Annotated in this window: 16 protein-coding genes; 2 read left to right on the forward strand and 14 right to left on the reverse strand. The window is 57.3% G+C overall.

Annotation, left to right across the window (positions count from 1 at the left end; all coding sequences use genetic code 11):
- Window positions 1-9: 9 nt before the first annotated feature.
- From MWU51_RS04320 to MWU51_RS04370, 11 genes are all read right to left on the reverse strand, one after another.
- Window positions 10-876 carry a tetratricopeptide repeat protein gene (locus tag MWU51_RS04320; RefSeq protein WP_247035021.1) on the reverse strand — a complete coding sequence of 289 codons (867 nt, stop codon included), beginning with the start codon at window positions 874-876 and terminating at the stop codon, window positions 10-12.
- Window positions 877-907: 31 nt separating this feature from the next.
- Entirely contained in the window at window positions 908-1,528 is a 621-nt protein-coding gene (locus MWU51_RS04325) for a tetratricopeptide repeat protein (RefSeq protein ID WP_247035030.1), read from the reverse strand.
- A gap of 33 nt (window positions 1,529-1,561) precedes the next feature.
- Window positions 1,562-2,536, reverse strand: a complete 975-nt coding sequence (locus MWU51_RS04330; RefSeq protein ID WP_247035032.1) for a type II secretion system F family protein — start codon at window positions 2,534-2,536, stop codon at window positions 1,562-1,564.
- A gap of 14 nt (window positions 2,537-2,550) precedes the next feature.
- Window positions 2,551-3,519, reverse strand: a complete 969-nt coding sequence (locus MWU51_RS04335) for a type II secretion system F family protein (RefSeq protein WP_247035033.1) — start codon at window positions 3,517-3,519, stop codon at window positions 2,551-2,553.
- 2 nt (window positions 3,520-3,521) lie between these two features.
- Entirely contained in the window at window positions 3,522-4,994 is a 1,473-nt protein-coding gene (locus MWU51_RS04340) for a CpaF family protein (RefSeq protein ID WP_247035034.1), read from the reverse strand.
- Window positions 4,995-5,007: 13 nt separating this feature from the next.
- Complete coding sequence (locus tag MWU51_RS04345) at window positions 5,008-6,282, reverse strand: AAA family ATPase (protein WP_247035035.1); 1,275 nt, start codon at window positions 6,280-6,282, stop codon at window positions 5,008-5,010.
- Between the two features lie 412 nt (window positions 6,283-6,694).
- A complete protein-coding gene (locus MWU51_RS04350) occupies window positions 6,695-7,372 on the reverse strand; it encodes an OmpA family protein (RefSeq protein ID WP_247035036.1) in 678 nt (225 codons plus the stop codon).
- 1 nt (window position 7,373) lies between these two features.
- Entirely contained in the window at window positions 7,374-8,789 is a 1,416-nt protein-coding gene (locus tag MWU51_RS04355) for a type II and III secretion system protein family protein (RefSeq protein ID WP_247035037.1), read from the reverse strand.
- 216 nt (window positions 8,790-9,005) lie between these two features.
- A complete protein-coding gene (gene cpaB / locus MWU51_RS04360; RefSeq protein ID WP_247035038.1) occupies window positions 9,006-9,842 on the reverse strand; it encodes a Flp pilus assembly protein CpaB in 837 nt (278 codons plus the stop codon).
- Window positions 9,843-10,080: 238 nt separating this feature from the next.
- Window positions 10,081-10,272 carry a hypothetical protein gene (locus MWU51_RS04365; protein ID WP_247035039.1) on the reverse strand — a complete coding sequence of 64 codons (192 nt, stop codon included), beginning with the start codon at window positions 10,270-10,272 and terminating at the stop codon, window positions 10,081-10,083.
- Between the two features lie 27 nt (window positions 10,273-10,299).
- On the reverse strand, window positions 10,300-10,491 hold the full coding sequence (locus MWU51_RS04370; RefSeq protein WP_247035040.1) for a hypothetical protein: 192 nt from the start codon (window positions 10,489-10,491) through the stop codon (window positions 10,300-10,302).
- A gap of 378 nt (window positions 10,492-10,869) precedes the next feature.
- On the opposite strand from MWU51_RS04370, the gene MWU51_RS04375 reads away from it, so the two are divergent.
- Both MWU51_RS04375 and MWU51_RS04380 read left to right on the forward strand, forming a co-directional pair.
- Window positions 10,870-11,655 (forward strand): lytic transglycosylase domain-containing protein, encoded by a 786-nt coding sequence (locus tag MWU51_RS04375; RefSeq protein ID WP_247038703.1) that lies wholly within the window; start codon window positions 10,870-10,872, stop codon window positions 11,653-11,655.
- A gap of 4 nt (window positions 11,656-11,659) precedes the next feature.
- Window positions 11,660-13,105 (forward strand): UbiA family prenyltransferase, encoded by a 1,446-nt coding sequence (locus tag MWU51_RS04380; RefSeq protein WP_247035042.1) that lies wholly within the window; start codon window positions 11,660-11,662, stop codon window positions 13,103-13,105.
- A 9-nt stretch (window positions 13,106-13,114) separates the two neighbouring features.
- Here the strand turns inward: MWU51_RS04380 and MWU51_RS04385 are convergent, their stop codons facing one another.
- Genes MWU51_RS04385 through MWU51_RS04395 form a run of 3 tightly spaced genes read right to left on the reverse strand, consistent with a single transcriptional unit; the run spans window position 13,115 to window position 16,191 of the window.
- Window positions 13,115-13,864, reverse strand: a complete 750-nt coding sequence (locus tag MWU51_RS04385) for an SDR family oxidoreductase (protein ID WP_247035044.1) — start codon at window positions 13,862-13,864, stop codon at window positions 13,115-13,117.
- Between the two features lie 4 nt (window positions 13,865-13,868).
- Entirely contained in the window at window positions 13,869-15,182 is a 1,314-nt protein-coding gene (locus MWU51_RS04390) for an FAD-binding oxidoreductase (protein WP_247035045.1), read from the reverse strand.
- The gene (locus MWU51_RS04395) at window positions 15,163-16,191 is read right to left on the reverse strand and encodes a lysylphosphatidylglycerol synthase transmembrane domain-containing protein (protein WP_348646715.1); all 1,029 of its coding nucleotides are present in this window, start codon (window positions 16,189-16,191) and stop codon (window positions 15,163-15,165) included. Before MWU51_RS04395 ends, MWU51_RS04390 begins: the two co-directional genes overlap by 20 nt.
- Window positions 16,192-16,291: the final 100 nt, after the last annotated feature.

The raw sequence follows: 16,291 nt of genomic DNA on the forward strand, positions 1-16,291 counted from the left end.
ATACCCCGATCACCCGTTTGAGACGTTGTTTTCCAGCGCTTCCAGCGCGCGGGTCGCGGCCTCGAAATGCTGCGGGTGGGTGTCGATGGCTTCTTGCAACAGGCCTTTGCCGGTTGTCACATCGCCCTGCTTGATCGCCGACAAGGCCAAAGTATGCAAAAGTTGGGCGCGTTCAATCTGGGTCATCGGGATCACGGGAAGGTCGTATTTTCGCTGAGCGCCACGGGCGAGCACAAGGTTGTTCTTCGCTGTGAACATCTTGCTGTCATAGCTCAAGGCTTGCGAGAACAGTTTCTCGGCGCCTTGGAAATCAGCGCGGGTCAATTTGGAGTAACCCCAGTTGTTCAGAACTGAGCCGGGATTGGTTGTCAGTCCGACCGCTGTTTCATAAAAGCTGTCGGCCTTTTTCCATTCTTTGTTACTGTCCGCAATCATCGCTTCAAGCCGATAGCGACGATAGGTTTCGTGGGTGGGGGGTACCTTGTCCAGAACGGCTTCGGCCTCTTTCCAGTCCCCGGCACGGATCAATGCGTCGGCAAGGCTGACGCGATCGACCGAGGTGCCTTCGGAACTGGCCACGATGGCTTTCCAGACCGGGACGGCTTCGACGGGACGCTTGGCGCGGATCAGCGATTGCGCCAATCCGCGTTTCAGGTCGATGCGATTGGGCTGGCTTTCCGCCGTGCGTTTGAAATAGGCGACCGCCTCGTCCGGATCACCCACTGTCAGCATGATGTCGTTAAGATTGCTTTCGTCGATGACGTTCACATCTGCGATGGCACGTTCGACCTCTTCACCGCCCGATTTCGGCTTGTTGCAAGCTGACAGGGCGATCGCGCTGCCAAGGCAGAGCGTTAGAAAGATTGAGTGGCGCATTTTTGCGTCCTTTTACTGCTCGTGTCTTCGCTTAGATTTGCGACAGAAGCAGGTAGTCCCCCGTCCCCCGCCGAACCAGCGCGAATGCATCATTATGCGTCTGATCATAATCCGGATTTTCCGTTTTTGCGAGCGCCAAGCGCAAATTGTCGCGAATTTGGGCAGATTGGCCACGATCCAGTCCAAATGCGATCTGAAAGACACGGGCCGCTTCGGCGATTTGGCCGGTTTCCATCAGCACGACACCCAGATTGTTCCATGCCGGAACGAAACTTCCGTCCATTTCCGTGGCCTTCCTGAGGATGCGTTCGGCTTGACCCAAACGGCCAAGTTGCAGGTTGGTCGACCCGATGGCGGACAGGACATCGACAGTGATCCCCTGTTCGCTGGCCGCACGCAGATAGGCCTTCAAAGCCAGTTCGTGTTCGCCCGCAGCGGTCAATCGGTGACCAACGGTCAGGCCATCCACAGCTTCTTCGCCACGCTTCAAGGCGGTTGGCGCATATGGGCTTGAGTGTTTGGCAAAGGGCCCAGAGCCCGAGGCGCAGGCCGTCAAGGCGATACAGGCAATCGCGCCCACCGCAACAAGGTGCGTGCGGCGTTTGCAGTCAAATGGTTGCGGGAAAAAGCGGGGCGGGCGGCGCGTCGTCAATAGTGGCTCCTTCGCGCGGCCCGTTCAGTTGCGTCAGAAGCGGACCGATTTAAGGGTCAGATAGATGTCATAGACCGATGGACCGATCAAAATGATCAATAGCGGCGGAACGGTCAGCATCATAGTGGCAAGTGTCATCTTGGTGGGCAAGGTGTTTGCCTTTTCCTCAGCGCGCATGACGCGTTTATCGCGCATCTCGCCAGCATAAACCCGAAGCGCGTCAGCGATCGAGGTGCCGAAGGAAGCAGACTGGATCATCACGGTAACGAAACTGGCCACGTCCGGCACGCCTGCGCGCTCAGACAGATCGCGCAGCACTTGTACCCGGTCCTTACCTGCTTTCATCTCGTTCGATACGATCGAAAACTCATCGGCCAAAGCAGGATAGGAGGCACGGATCTCCTTGGACACCCTCAAGATGGACTGGTCCAGCGACTGCCCCGCTTCGACGCAAGTCAGCATCATGTCGAGCGCGTCAGGGAAACCGTTGGTGATTTCTTCCTTGCGGGTTTCGACACGGCGTGTAACCCAGTATTTCGGCAGCATGTATCCGGCGACGCCGGGGATCAGGATCCACAGCATGCGACCGGTTGTGGTCAGCTCTTGCCCATTTGCAGTTTTCAAGATGGTCAGGAAGACCCCGAAAACCAGAAGGCCAATGCCAAGCGCAAATTGTGCAAAGTGAAAGGTCCGCACGGCATTCTTGCCTGGATAGCCTGCTTGCAACAGTTTCAGTTGTATGGCCGAGTATTCGTCTGCGTCCTGCGGTTCAAGAAAGGCGGAGTATTTCTCAAGTTTATTCGAACCAGAGGCGACCCGCAGATCGACCTTCTGTCCGCCTTTGCTTCCACTTTCACGCGCCTTTCGTAGTTTTTCGATTGGATCCTCGGTCTTGCGAAGCAGGAACGGAACGGTGACGACGATCAGCACGATCCCCAGAGCACCCACCGCCAAAAGCGGGCCTGCGGGACCGAGAATGTCAGTCAGAATTGTGTTGATCTGTTCCATCTCATAAACCTCTGTCAAACCTTGATGTTTACCAGCATCCGCATGACGAAGACGTTCGCCACAAGAAAACCAGCCACGATCAGGCAAGCGGGGATGAAATAGGGCGTGTCACGCACCTTGTCATAGTAGTTGGGCTGGATCAGGTTGATCATGACCAGTGCCACAACCGGAAACCCAGACAGGAAATTGCCGGACCACTTCGCCTCGGCCGTGATGGCGCGCACTCGGCGAAACAGCTTGAAGCGCGACCGGATCACCTTGGCGAGACCGTCGAGGATCTCGGCCAGATTACCGCCTGAAGTTTGCTGAATGATCACCGCGACGGCCAAAAAGCGCATGTCCTGATTGTCCAGCCGCTCTGCCATGTTGGCCAATGCCTCGCCAACGTCGCGACCATAGGCGCTTTCGTCAGCGATCAAACCCATTTCAGTGCCCAACGGATCGGGCACTTCCTTGGCGACGATCTGTACAGCCGAAGAAAACGGGTGGCCCACTCGCAGGCTTCGTACCATCAACTCAACCGCATCGGGCAGTTGTTCTTCAATCATCGAGGTGCGTTTCTTGGCTTTGTTGTTTACCCAGATGTAGACGCCGCCCACCCCCATGACGACCGCGATGCCTGCTCGGATTGGTAGTGATGCCGCTGTGGCAACGCCTAGCCCGACAAAGGCAAACATCGACAAAAGCACCATCATCAACACAAGCTGGGCCGGAGTGAATGCAATCGCTGCCTTTTGAGCTTTGGTTGCCAGCAGCGAATAGAAGGGGATGCCCTGCGCCTTGACGTGTTGGCTCATCTCCTTGCGGAGCTTTTCCAGAACCTCTTCGCGGGCCGCACCTTTTTCCAGCATATCCAGCCGGCGATTAATGCGGTTGTTCAGGCTGATCGACTTGCCGAAAACCGTCAGGTAGATGCCTTCGACCAGCAAAAGAACGGCCAGAAAAATCAGACCATAGAGGATTGGTTCGATGGAAATGGACATTCTCAGTCGCTCCAGGGTTCATAAATGGATGCAGGCAGGTCATAGCCCCACTGGCGGAAGCGATCGGAATAGTGTGACCGCACGCCGGTGGCGTTGAAACGACCTATGATCTTGCCATCCGGCGTCAATCCAAGACGTTCATATCGGAACACTTCTTGCATCGAGATCACTTCACCTTCCATGCCGGTGATTTCTGTGATCGATACCATCCGGCGCGAGCCGTCTTGCAAGCGGCTGGCTTGCACAATCAGGTTCACAGCAGATGCAATTTGGCTGCGTACCGCTTTCAGCGGCATCTCGATCCCGGCCATTGCAATCATGTTTTCCAAACGCGATACCGCATCGCGGGCGGAGTTTGCGTGGATCGTCGTCATCGATCCATCGTGGCCGGTGTTCATGGCTTGCAACATGTCGATAACTTCTTCGCCGCGGGTCTCACCCACGATGATACGATCGGGCCGCATTCGAAGGGCGTTCTTCAGACAGTCACGCTGACTGACCGCGCCTTTCCCCTCGACGTTGGCAGGGCGGCTTTCCATCCGGCCAACATGAGTTTGTTGCAGCTGAAGTTCCGCCGTATCCTCGATCGTCAGGATGCGTTCCGAGTTGTCGATGAACGACGATAGCGCGTTCAGCGTGGTCGTCTTACCAGAACCCGTCCCGCCCGACACAATCACGTTCAGACGACAGGCAACAGCGGCCTGAAGATATACGGCCATTTCTTCCGAAAACGCACCGAAACCGACAAGTTCATCAATGCCCAGTTTATCTTTTTTGAACTTACGGATCGAAACCAGCGAGCCATCGACTGCAATCGGGGGAACCATCGCGTTGAAACGCGAACCATCTGCCAGACGGGCGTCAACATGTGGGTTCGATTCATCGACCCGGCGTCCCACGGCGGACACGATCTTGTCGATGATCCGCAAAAGATGGCGTTCATCCTTGAAGGTCACATCGGTCAGCTGCAGCTTGCCCGCGCGTTCGACAAAGACCTGTTGTGGTCCATTCACCAGAATATCGTTGACGGTGTCATCCTGCAGAAGCGGCTCCAGCGGGCCGAGGCCCTTCACTTCGTCATACAGTTCCTGATTGAGCAAAAGCCGTTCATCGCGGGTCAGAACGACATCGCGCGTGTTTAGAAACTCTGACGTGATGTCCGTAATTTCCGAACGCAGGTCCTTTTCCGCCGCGCTTTCCAATGCGCCAAGGTTCAGGTTATCCAGCAATTCCTTGTGAAGCTCGGTCTTGATCTCGGACAGCCGCTCCTTACGCTTGCGTTCTTTGTCCGCTTGTGGGGCGCGGGCTTCCTGCACAGGGGCTTGGCGACGCGAAACGGGTGGGCGCGGCGCTGCGGTGATGTCGGGCGCTTTTTTACTTGGGGCAGGGGCTTGCGCCCGTCCGCCGTCAACGGCTTTCAGTTCAGGCGTACCGGCTGCGGCTGGTTTCGTGGGCTTTTTATAGCGGGAAAACATAGCGCCTCCGGGATCAGTTGGCTGTGGCTTCGGCCTGGTTCAGATCGTGAACCGACTGCGCCAATTTCTGGATTTCTCTACGAAGCGGGTTCTTGGTTGCGGCGGACGACAGGGGGATCCCGTGATCGCAGGCCTGCGTGACAGGCTTGCCGCCATCAGGCAGGTGCAGCTCGATCGAGATATCAAGACTTTCCGCCAGACGCTTGGCACGCGACTTGCCCGACATATCGGTGAATTTCGGTGCCCGGTTCAAGACATAGCGCAGTTTTTCAACCGGCAGTTCCTCGGATTTCAGGGCCTTGATCATTCGAAGCGCGTTCTGTGCCGACCGCAGGTCAAGCTCCAGTGTCGTAAAATAGACATGTGCTGCATGCAGAACGGTTTCGGTCCACTGAGCTACAGTGTTTGGCATATCAATCACGACATAGTCGAAATTACGTCGAGCCATTTCGATAATGCGATCAATGTCTTCTGCGGTCACGATGTCCAGCGGCAGCATGTCTGGTGGCGCTGTCAGAACGTGGAGATCTTCATCAAAGGCGACAAGGGCTTGCGAAAAGATCTCATGATCCATGACCTCTGTATCTGACAGAAGCTCATAAACCGCATCGCGGCGCGGCAAATCCAGATAGGTTGCCACCGATCCAAATTGCAGCCCAAGATCCAAAAGGCAAACGCGCGGCGGGTTTTTCCCGGCCTTTTTGTCCTTCTTACTGCGGTCCATTTGGCTAAGTTCCCAAGCCAGGTTGACAGCCAAGGTCGTCGCCCCAGTGCCGCCGGCCATAGGTTGCACAGCAAGAATCACCGCTTCGCGATCTTCTCCACCTTTTAGTTGTGTCGGTTGGGTGGCAGGGTCAACAAGGGCAGGGGCTTCTGGTTCGGGTGCGCGCAGACGTTCGATCGCGTCGTGAAGAGCACCTTCGGGCAGCGGGTAGGGGACAAACTCTTCGGCACCCATTTTCAAAAGCTGGTGCAGCGCAATCGGGCTGACCTCTTCTGCGATCACAATGACCTTGATGCCTTTTTCACCGGCGGCACGAATAACACCTGCCACCTTAGACAGATCGGCTTCGTCCTGGTCGTCCATCGCAATCGCGACAAACTCCAATGCGTCGGCGTCTGGTTGAGCAAAAAATGCAAGCGCGTCTTCAAGCGACAGGTCGCCCCACGCCTCGCCAAGTTCGGCTTCCATGTCTTCGATCAGAAGATCAAAGTTCTGCACGTCCCGTGCGATCGTGCAAGCTACGATCGGTTCGGGGTCAGCTTGTAGCGCAACACTGCTACTCATCGTAAAATCCCTCCAGTTAGAGCCCGCTCCCAGGCATTCTGCCATCGGTCCATTGCCCACCAAGGCGTGCGCGAGTCGGAATTTGCACGCGGACTGCTCCCAATAGCTCAAAGAAGTGACAGTCAATCTGGGCAACATTGCGGCTTAAACCGCCAAATTATTCGTTCATTTGGGACGATCACGGGCGAAACGGCGTATCTGTTTCCCAGAGAGGAACGGCAGAATGTTTCGCCTTTAACGGGATATCACGTCCCTATCCCGCAAAGAAACTTCATGAAATGAGTGTGTTCACAGCGAGAGCTTGCCTGTGGTATTTGAGTTTCTCTGCCTGGAATGCGGCAAAAATGTGGCAAGTCGCGCAGGATCGCATAAAAAAGGCGCGAGCTTGTCGCGCCTTCTCTGAATGTTTAGATTAACCGCCTTCGCCGATTGATCCGGCGGTCCCGGCCGAGATGATGGGCAGGGGCACGGCGCTGCCGACATATTCGCGATAAACGACATGCGCGTATTTGCCGTCCAGAACCGTGGGCTTGCGACCACCCACAAAGCCCGTGACTTCCGTCACCGTACGGCGGTTGCGCATTTCAGGCGCGCGCGTCACGACCAGCGGGCGGGTTTCGCCGTAGCTGACAACAGCCTCAAGCCGCGAGCGGCTGATCCCGCTGGCAACAAGATAATTAACCACAGCATGGGCGCGGCGCAGGCCAAGTCGTTGGTTGTATGCGTTCGAGCCAACCAGATCGGTGTGACCATAGACGCGGAAGCGCAGTTCGGGGAACTGGGCGATCCAATGGGCCTGCTGGCTAAGGATGGCGCGCGCTGTGTTGTCCAGCGTGGCGCTGTTGAAGGCAAAATTGACGGTGTCCTGCGATTCCTTGTTGAATCGGTTGGCCAGTGCTACGGCAGGGTTAATCTCGCCGTTTTGGACGCCTGTGTTATATGCGGTCGGTTGACCCAACCCGCCTTCATCCAGTTGGGCACCTGCTTCCACGAACCAGGATTTCGACGCTACATCCGCCCCCGAACATGCCGTCAGAATGGCAATAGCCGAGGTGGCTGCGAGCACTGGTTTGATACGTTCAATCGACATCTCAGTCCTCCATCACATAGCCATAGGACCCGGAGAAGTCCTGTTGCGCCACTTCACCTGCCGCCCCGGATTTGGGTCGGTTCTTGGCGGTAGTATTGCCGAACAGGAACAGTTCCTGCTCGGACGGTGGGCGGATCCGGTCGGTCGGAACGGCCAGCGCCTCTCCGCGTGTCGGGGTGACAAGATGCGCGGTGACGATGATAACCAGCTCTGATTGCGACCGTTGGTATTCGGTTGACCGGAAGAGTGCGCCCAGAACCGGGATGTCACCCAGCCACGGGACCGAACCGATATTGTCCTGGAAATCATCCTCGATCAGACCAGCGATGGCAAAGCTCTCTCCGTCCCGCATCTCGACCGTGGTTGAGGTTTCGCGGCGGCGGAAAGCGTTGATGCTGAAGCCGCCATTGTTATAGCTGACAGATTCATCCAGTCCCGATACAGCCGCATTCAGTTGCAGATTGATTACATCATCCGCCAGCACCGTGGGCGTGAAGGTCAGCTCGACACCGAAGGGCTTGTAGGTCACGGCGATCTCGTTGTCGCCGTTTGAGACGGGCAGGGGGTATTCGCCGCCCGCCAGGAATGAGGCTTCCTGACCCGAGAGGGCAGTCAGGTTCGGCTCGGCCAAAGTGCGGACAACGCCTTTTGTTTCAAGAGCTTCCAGAAGGATGCCCACCTGCAAACCACCGACTCCGACGCCGAATTTCATCGCACCATTAGCGCCCTCAACCGTTGTGGTCTGGGTTGTGTCAAGAAGGGATGCGCCTTGGCCGATGCCACGCGCTGTCGCAGCTTGGAAGCTGTCAGGGTTAAGCCCGCCCGATAGGGCAAGCGAGCTGGACAAGGATTTTCGAACCGAGCGGCCCATCTCGGCAAAGCGCACTTTCAACATGACTTGCTGAGTGCCGCCGACGGTCATTAGATTCGATACCCGCTCGGGTGCGTAACGCTGAGCCAGATCAAGCGCGCGATCCAGTCGCTGGATCGAGCTGACCATGCCTGACAGCACGATGCCGTCATTTGCGGTGCGTACTTCGATTTGTTCGCCGGGCAGGATCTGGCGCAGACGTTCCTTGAACTCTGCGATATCCGGCGCGACATGAACGTCAACATTGGTGATAAGTTTGCCATCGGCCCCAAGCAGGGTCAGCGTCGTGCGCCCTGGTGTCTTGCCCAGCACATAAATCGTGCGGTCCGACAGGGTCGAGATGTCCGCGATGCCGGGGTTGGCGATGGACAACTCGGCGAAGGGGACGTCGCTTTCGACGACCACGGCCCGGTTCATGGGAACTTTCAACGCGCCGGATGGTGCGCCGCTCATGACGCGCAGCGTTTCAGCGGAAGATGCCACTGGTACGCCGACCCCCAGCGTCAGACCCAATAGGGCTGCCTTAATAAATCGATCAACTTTCATGTGATCCTGCCTCTCTGACCACGTGTGGATAGCGTGGGGATTACCCACTTGACTGCTCCGGGTCTTGCGCCCGATTTAATGGGTTTTTCACCCGATTGCGTGGCAGACTGCGTCAGAAATCGAAATAATGCAAGAATCAATACCTTGCTGGGTCGGCTTCATGTGGACATGTCGCAACAGTTCAACTGTCGCGACATGTCATATCGGACCGCGATGTCACTCAGGACAGGCGATTTGGGTCTCGATGATCTCGCCGCCGCGACGGGTGCGAACGGTGCAGATCTCTTCTTGCACACCAACGATATCGCCCCTGATTTCGCTCTGTCCGACTTCTACCGATGAGGTAACGGTTTGGTCCTGGGTCCCCACAAGTGCAAGCGACAAGCGCCCGCTGGACTGTGCTTGCGCAAGGGCCGCGACCTGCCGCGGGGTCACTTCAACCGTGACGGTACGGGCGATCGTCGGACCGGTGCGATCGGTATCAGCGATCTGGTCGACGGCGATAATGTGAACATTGGCAAGGATCAGTTTGGTAACGGCTTGGCCTTCGCCCAGTTCATCCACACCACGCCCCGTCCAGTAAATGTCAATCCGGTCTTCAGGCCGCAGAAAGCCGGAAACGCCTGAACTGACATCAACGTTGATGGCAAAGGCACGCATCCCTGTCGCCAGACGCGAGGACACACCGGCATCTGCGCCGGGCTTTGTTACCTTCACCTGAAGCAGGGCTTCGTCTTTTTCCATAGCACGCAGGACGGTGCGGAATTTCTTTTCGCCGTCTGGGAAAATATCTTCGATCTTTCCAAATGTGCCTTCGGGAATCGCGTTCTCAGGCCATTTGACGGCCCGGATGTCTTCAGTTGTCATTTGTTCGCCATAGCGCAATGGGCGGTTTACGACGAACACATCAACTGTCGGAACGATCGCAGCGCGCGCCGCACGTTCCGCATCAAGCTGGGCTTGGTATCCGCCGATATAGTCCTTGGCCATATAAACAGCGAACCCTGCCAGGCCGACGCCTATGATCAGAACCAGTCCGAAGAGCAAACGCATTTAAGTTCCTTTCCCACTACAAGACGCCAGAGGCATCACACACCAACTCCCTCATCTACATGTCAACACGAATTGAGGCAATTTGAAGTATAAAGCGTGAATTTTGGGTGAACTTCACAGGAAACGTAAACAATTTCCAGTAACATTCATAAACTATTTAAATTTGCGCAGGATGCGCGAGAAAAAACCGCGCCGTGATGGCGCGGTTTTGCTAACAGTCGGACAATCTGACGATTGCTTAGTAGCTCATGATCGACATGGCATCCAGCGAGGACGAAATCTTGTCTGCCAGCGACGTGGTGCCGCCCGATACCGAGGTCAGAACTGCGATGCCGAGGCCAACGATAGCTGCGGTCAGAACGACCCAGTCTACGGTTACAGCGCCGTCTTCGTCGGCTTGGAAAGTCTTGATCAGGTTATACAGTTTCATATTCATTACTCCAGTTACTTGGTTAAATTAGTGGCTCATGATCGACATGGCGTCCAGCGAGGACGAGATCTTGTCTGCCAGCGACGTGGTGCCGCCAGATACCGAGGTCAGAACCGCGATGCCGAGGCCAACGATGGCTGCGGTCAGGACGACCCAGTCTACAGTTACAGCGCCGTCTTCGTCGGCTTGGAAAGTCTTGATCAGGTTATACAGTTTCATTTGTTTCACTCCGAAAGGTGTTGTTTCGTTTCGTTCACCTTGGCGCCTGAACTTTTTGCCGTCCGCAGCGCTGCTTGGCATGAAACCTAATTAGCCCTTTGATTGGGGCGAGAGTTGGGCAGGTTTCGTACCTTTTCTGGCTTAACGATTTTTTAATGGTTTGCGAAGTTAAGTTGTTGAAAATAATCAGTTTAAAAATGAATAAAAATCTTGTCTCTGTGATAATTCTGCGCGGATGCCCGCAAAACTCGTGGACAATATCAGGTAAATCTGGCCCTGACAGGTGAAATCTGCAACAAACAATAAAACAATTCGAGGCAGAGCAGTGAACCGCAAATGCGGCGCTTCGTGAACATAAGCATAGTCCTGACCCTTGCGATGGGGGTTCAGGCGCAGGCGGACACCACGCCAGCGCCCTTTCCAGACTTTACCTTCAAGCGTGTTTCGGTCCCTCAAGCCGGAGTCAAACGCATCACCATCCAGATTGATCCTGCCGCCCAAGCCGCGGCGCTTGCGCCCAAGACTCCGGCCCCTGATGTGGTCGAGGAGGTCGCGGCCGCTGTTCCGACGCCCCAGCCGACCGAATGGGATTGGTTCTGGACGACCGTGTCGCCACGGTTGGACAAGGCGGGGCCTGCGAATGTGCGCACAGCCCTTGATCTGCTTGAAACGCAAGAGGGGATGACGCAACCGCGTCTGCAACATTTGCAATCCATTGCAAAGGCACACGGTGCTGACATCCTGAAGGCAACGATTGGCACCCCAGTGTCTCCTGCGCTTGTTCTGGCCCTGATATCTGTGGAAAGCGGCGGGCGCGTGGATGTAGAAAGCCACGCAGGCGCGCAGGGTCTGATGCAATTGATCCCGGATACTGCCGCCCGGTTTGGAGTTGAGGACAGCAACAACCCCTCTCAAAACATCAAGGGTGGCGTCGCCTACCTGAATTGGTTGATCAACCATTTCCATGGCGATCCAATATTGGCCCTGGCCGGTTACAACGCGGGCGAGAATGCGGTGAAGGACAATGGGGGCGTGCCCCCCTATGCTGAAACCCGCGCTTATGTGCCTAAAGTTCTGGCTGCATGGAAAGTGGCGCGGGGGCTGTGCCTGACCCCGCCCGAACTGTTGTCTGACGGATGTGTATTTGCAGTGAATGGATTGTGATGTGATGGCTGAAGAGTTGATCAAGAAACCGTTCGTGTTGGACGTGGACGGAACGTTTCTGCGTACGGATTTACTGTTCGAATGTTTCTGGGCAGGTCTTGGCCGTGATCCGATTCACACGTTGAAAACCAGCTTGGCCCATTTTCGTGATCCCGCACGCCTGAAAGCAGAACTGGCCCGAATTGCTGAGCTGCGCACCGATTTGCTGCCAGTTGAACCTGATGTGCTTGAGGTTGCCCGCGCCGCGCAGGCAGAAGGGCGCGAAGTCGTGCTGGCCTCGGCCTCGGATTACAGCGTGGTGGCGCAACTGGCGGCGGACCATGGCCTGTCAGACCAAATCTTTGCTTCGGATGGGCAAACCAATCTGAAAGGCGCATGCAAAGCCGAGGCGTTGGTGGCAGCGTATGGCGAAGGTGGGTTCCACTATGCGGGCAACGCCCCGGTGGACCGCGCGGTGTGGGATCATGCCGATGCCGCCCTTGTCGTGGGCGATCCTCGTTCCGCCAAGGCGTTGGAGGCGCAGGGCAAGCCCGTCACCCAGATCGAAGGTGGCTGGCGCATGAAAGATGTGCTGAAAAGCTTCCGCCCCCATCAATGGGTCAAGAACGTGCTGCTGTTCGTGCCGATGATTGCGGGCCATGCGTTTGACCTGAACACGCTTCTTCTGGCGATCCTCGGGGTGATCAGCTTTTCGGCGGCGGCGTCCTCGATCTATCTGGTGAATGATCTTCTGGATCTTGAGGCTGACCGGCTCCACGTGAAAAAATGTGCCCGTCCCTTTGCCTCGGGCGCGGTGCCGATACAAGTGGGGATGACGTGTTTCTTCGTGCTGGCCGCCATCGCGCTGGGCGTCGCGGCATATCTGGGCTTGGCCTTTTTTGGTGTGGTCAGCCTGTATATGGGGCTTTCGCTGGCCTATTCGCTGAAGCTGAAGCGGATGCGCTGGGTGGATATCGCGGTGTTGGCGTCGCTCTATACACTTCGGGTTGTGGCGGGCGCTGCGGCGACCGACATCCATGTGTCAGGATACCTTCTGGTGTTCATCTTCCCGGTCTTCCTGGCCCTTGGCTGTGTGAAGCGGCTGACCGAGCTGACCCTTGCAACATCGGACGAGCGGTTGCCGGGGCGCGGCTATGGTCGCCCGGACCGGCCCGACCTTTTGAATGTCGCGTCACTAGGCGTGGTTGCGTCCTTGGTCGCGTTCTTCCTCTATTCCTTCACCGAACAAGCCCTGTCGCTTTACAAAACGCAGTGGCTAATGTGGGTGGCAGGTTTGCCGCTGGCATGGTGGATGATCCGCATGGTGCGGCTGGGCTGGTATGGCAAGCAGGATTACGACCCCATCGTATTCGCAATGAAAGACAAACGGGGCATCGGGCTGATGCTGATGACCATCTCGATTATGTTCTATGCCGCCGGACTATGGCAGGAATGGTTTGGCGTCGGATGACGCAGTTCGTCAGATCGACATCTTCTTGAAAATGAATTCAGGAATGCTGCGGATAATCAGCATGATATAGCGCCAGAAGAATGGCGTGTAGATCACGTTGCGCTGCTTTTCGATCGCCTTCAGGATATCGGCGGCGACCTTCTGGGGGGAGGCGACAAGAAACATCCCCTCGATCCCCCAGGTCATCGCGGTGTCCACGAAACCGGGCTTCACGGTCACCACATGGCCACCTGCACGGGTCAGGCGGTTGCGCAAGCCCGACAGATAGGTCGCAAAACCTGCCTTGGCCGAGCCATAGACATAGTTGCCAATCCGTCCCCGATCGCCTGCAACCGAACAGACGCCGACTACTGTGCCCGCGCCTCGATCTTCGATGATTGGCGCCAGCATGGTCAGGAATGCCGCCGGGCCAGTATGGCTATCTTTCACAACGCCTTCGATGAGGGCAGGGTCTGCATCGATATCTTCTTGTGCGGGCATTGAACCCACGAACACCGCGGCGTTGATTACGCCATCTTCGGCTGCGGCACGATCAATGATGGGCTGAAATGTCGAGATATCGCGGGCGTCGAAATTCACCGCCTCAGCGGTCACACCGCGTGCAGACAGGTCTGTAGCGGATCGCTTCAGATCTTCCATATCGCGTCCTGCCAGAAGGACGCTGGCGCCCTGGTCAGCCACGGCCTGCGCAAAGGCGCGCGCCATGGACGAAGTTGCGCCAAGGATAATCCAACACTGGTTCTGTTTGGTCTTTGTCATGTTCTTACTCCGCCTCGCGCAGGTTCAGACGGCGCACCATGTCGGTTTCCAGCGCGTGATCCGGGTCGGCCTTGTTGACCTGTTTCACCCAGTCGCCATGTTCGGGATACATCGCCTTGATCGCCGGGCCAGTGGCCAACGCGTCCTTGGCAAGATAAAGTCGCCCGCCTGCGTCCATGGTCATATCCTCAAGCATCGCGATCAGGTCCACAGCCGCATCACGGGCGGGGAAATCGACGGCGAGAGTGTAGCCTTCCATCGGAAAGCTCATATGACCCGCGCGACCCGGCCCCATGCGTTTGAGCACAGCGAGGGGCGAGGACAGGCCCGCGCCCGCGATCAGCTCCAGCATCTCTTTCAGCGCATCTGCCTGATCCAGCGGCACGACGTTCTGGAACTGGTAAAAACCGCGTTTGCCGTAAAGGCGGTTCCAGTCGTGGATCTTGTCCAGCGGGAAGAAGAAGTCGTCGATGCGTTTGACGGACGAGCGCCCCGAGCTAGGCACCCGTCGATAATAAGCGTTGTTAAAGGCTCGCACGACCGGGCCCGCCAGCGCGAAATTCGGCGCATCCAACGGGATTTTCTTAGAAGGTTTCGCCTTGGGCAGAAGCCCCGCAGCCAGTTCAGCTTCTTCTATGACACCGCGCCCAAGACTGTCGCCCTTGGCTGTCGTGTCGAGCCAGCCCACACAATAGGTTGCCTGACTGCCATCCAGCAGGGCAAGGTGGTCGTCCCAATCTTCGGCCCTGCGTTCGGTGACCATCATCACATCGCCGGGGCAGGGTTTGAGTTGCAGCTTCGCCTCAGCAATCACGCCGGTCTGGCCGATGCCGCCCATGGTGGCGCGGAACAAGCCTGCGTTGCGGGTGGGGGTGGCGACGGTGCGCTTGTCGCCATTCAGTAACGTGACGGACAGAACATGCTGGCCGAAGCTGCCCTCGTTATGGTGGTTCTTGCCATGCACGTCCTGCGCGATGCAGCCGCCAACGGTGGCAAAGCCGGTGCCTGGCATGACGGCGGGTAGCCATCCACGCGGGGCGAAGACGTGGGCCAGATCACCGATGGTGATGCCAGCCTCGACCGTAACAACGCCAGTGTCCGCGTTAAAGTCGATGATGCGGTTCATCCGCGTCATGTCGATGGCGCGACCGCCGTCGTTCAGCGCCGCATCGCCATAAGAGCGGCAATTGCCTATGGCTGGGCAGGGGTGGGCTTCCACAACCGCCTTCAGGCTGCGGGCGCGTTCTGGTCGCGCCAGTTCGGCACTTGCACGCTGAACCCGGCCCCAGCCGGAATACTCATTCTTTTTCCAAACCATGTGTATGTCTCAATGAATTGCGTTCGGCGACGGGAAAGACCAGAAGGCCGATCCCGATGGCGAACCAAAGGGTTGTAACGCGGATGATGGCGGTGGCAGGCACGCTGACCTCAAGCGGCACGCCCTCCATCGCGAGCAGGGCAATCATGGCGGCTTCGGCCCCGCCAACTCCGCCGGGTGCACCGGTCAGTCCACCGGCGAGGGTTGAGAAGACGAAGATCGCGACTGCCTTGGCAAAGCCGATATCGGCCCCCATCCACATCAATAGAAGGTGAAAGGCATAGCCTTCGGCAATCCAGCCAATAACCCCGATCAGAGCGGCAAGCGCCATCAAAGTGGGCGATGTAAACGCCGACAGCGAGAGGGAGGCGCGGCGGATCTTGGCCCAAAGCCGCGCAAACCGCCCGGTGATCCTGTGCCCCATCGTGGCGAACCAGCCCAGCAGGCGCGGTCGGGTCGCGGCGAAGGCGGCGATCAAGGCAAGGATGGTGACGGGCAGACCGCCCGCAATCCCGGTGGCCGAAAAGGCCAGCGCCAGCCCAAGGATCAGGGCCATGGCGGACAGGTCAGATGCGCGATCGACCAACACAAGTGGCGCTGTGCGTTCGAACGCCCACCCCGTTTCGCGTTTCAGCCAGCGCATTCGCACCAGTTCGCCCACGCGGCCCGGTGTGACCGACATGGCAAAACCGCCAAGGAAGTGGCGCAGGTCTTGGCCAAGACCTGTGGGCAATCCCAGTTTGCGCGCAAAGATATGCCAGCGCAGACCGCGAAAGACATAGTTTACAAGGCTCAACGCGAGTAGCACGGAGAATTGCGCGGCTGTCAGTTTGGCCAGTTGTGCGCGGGTTTCTTCCCACCCTGTAGCGGCCGCAATCCCGATCAATCCAACCAGCACCAAACCAAACAATCCCAGAAGCACAAGCGTATCACGCAACCGCCGGTTGGGGCTGGCATCAGGGGTAGATTGTTTCCCTGATGTGGAAGATATGGGGTTTACGCTGCTCATTGTCATTGCCCGGCTTATGGCGGGGGATTGCGGCGAGAATATGAAAGCATACGTGCAAAAGCGAGAGGCAATAACGCACGCGACGCTCATCTGGTACGGC

The organism is Aliiroseovarius sp. F47248L (assembly GCF_023016085.1).
Lineage (GTDB): Bacteria > Pseudomonadota > Alphaproteobacteria > Rhodobacterales > Rhodobacteraceae > Aliiroseovarius.

Bases quoted from the DNA above. Each gene is read 5' to 3' on its own strand.
- MWU51_RS04320 (WP_247035021.1), bottom strand. From the start codon at position 876: ATGCGCCACTCAATCTTTCTAACGCTCTGCCTTGGCAGCGCGATCGCC.
- MWU51_RS04330 (WP_247035032.1), bottom strand. From the start codon at position 2,536: ATGGAACAGATCAACACAATTCTGACTGACATTCTCGGTCCCGCAGGC.
- MWU51_RS04335 (WP_247035033.1), bottom strand. From the start codon at position 3,519: ATGTCCATTTCCATCGAACCAATCCTCTATGGTCTGATTTTTCTGGCC.
- MWU51_RS04340 (WP_247035034.1), bottom strand. From the start codon at position 4,994: ATGTTTTCCCGCTATAAAAAGCCCACGAAACCAGCCGCAGCCGGTACG.
- MWU51_RS04345 (WP_247035035.1), bottom strand. From the start codon at position 6,282: ATGAGTAGCAGTGTTGCGCTACAAGCTGACCCCGAACCGATCGTAGCT.
- MWU51_RS04350 (WP_247035036.1), bottom strand. From the start codon at position 7,372: ATGTCGATTGAACGTATCAAACCAGTGCTCGCAGCCACCTCGGCTATT.
- MWU51_RS04355 (WP_247035037.1), bottom strand. From the start codon at position 8,789: ATGAAAGTTGATCGATTTATTAAGGCAGCCCTATTGGGTCTGACGCTG.
- cpaB (WP_247035038.1), bottom strand. From the start codon at position 9,842: ATGCGTTTGCTCTTCGGACTGGTTCTGATCATAGGCGTCGGCCTGGCA.
- MWU51_RS04365 (WP_247035039.1), bottom strand. From the start codon at position 10,272: ATGAAACTGTATAACCTGATCAAGACTTTCCAAGCCGACGAAGACGGC.
- MWU51_RS04370 (WP_247035040.1), bottom strand. From the start codon at position 10,491: ATGAAACTGTATAACCTGATCAAGACTTTCCAAGCCGACGAAGACGGC.
- MWU51_RS04375 (WP_247038703.1), top strand. From the start codon at position 10,870: ATGGGGGTTCAGGCGCAGGCGGACACCACGCCAGCGCCCTTTCCAGAC.
- MWU51_RS04380 (WP_247035042.1), top strand. From the start codon at position 11,660: ATGGCTGAAGAGTTGATCAAGAAACCGTTCGTGTTGGACGTGGACGGA.
- MWU51_RS04385 (WP_247035044.1), bottom strand. From the start codon at position 13,864: ATGACAAAGACCAAACAGAACCAGTGTTGGATTATCCTTGGCGCAACT.
- MWU51_RS04390 (WP_247035045.1), bottom strand. From the start codon at position 15,182: ATGGTTTGGAAAAAGAATGAGTATTCCGGCTGGGGCCGGGTTCAGCGT.
- MWU51_RS04395 (WP_348646715.1), bottom strand. From the start codon at position 16,191: ATGAGCAGCGTAAACCCCATATCTTCCACATCAGGGAAACAATCTACC.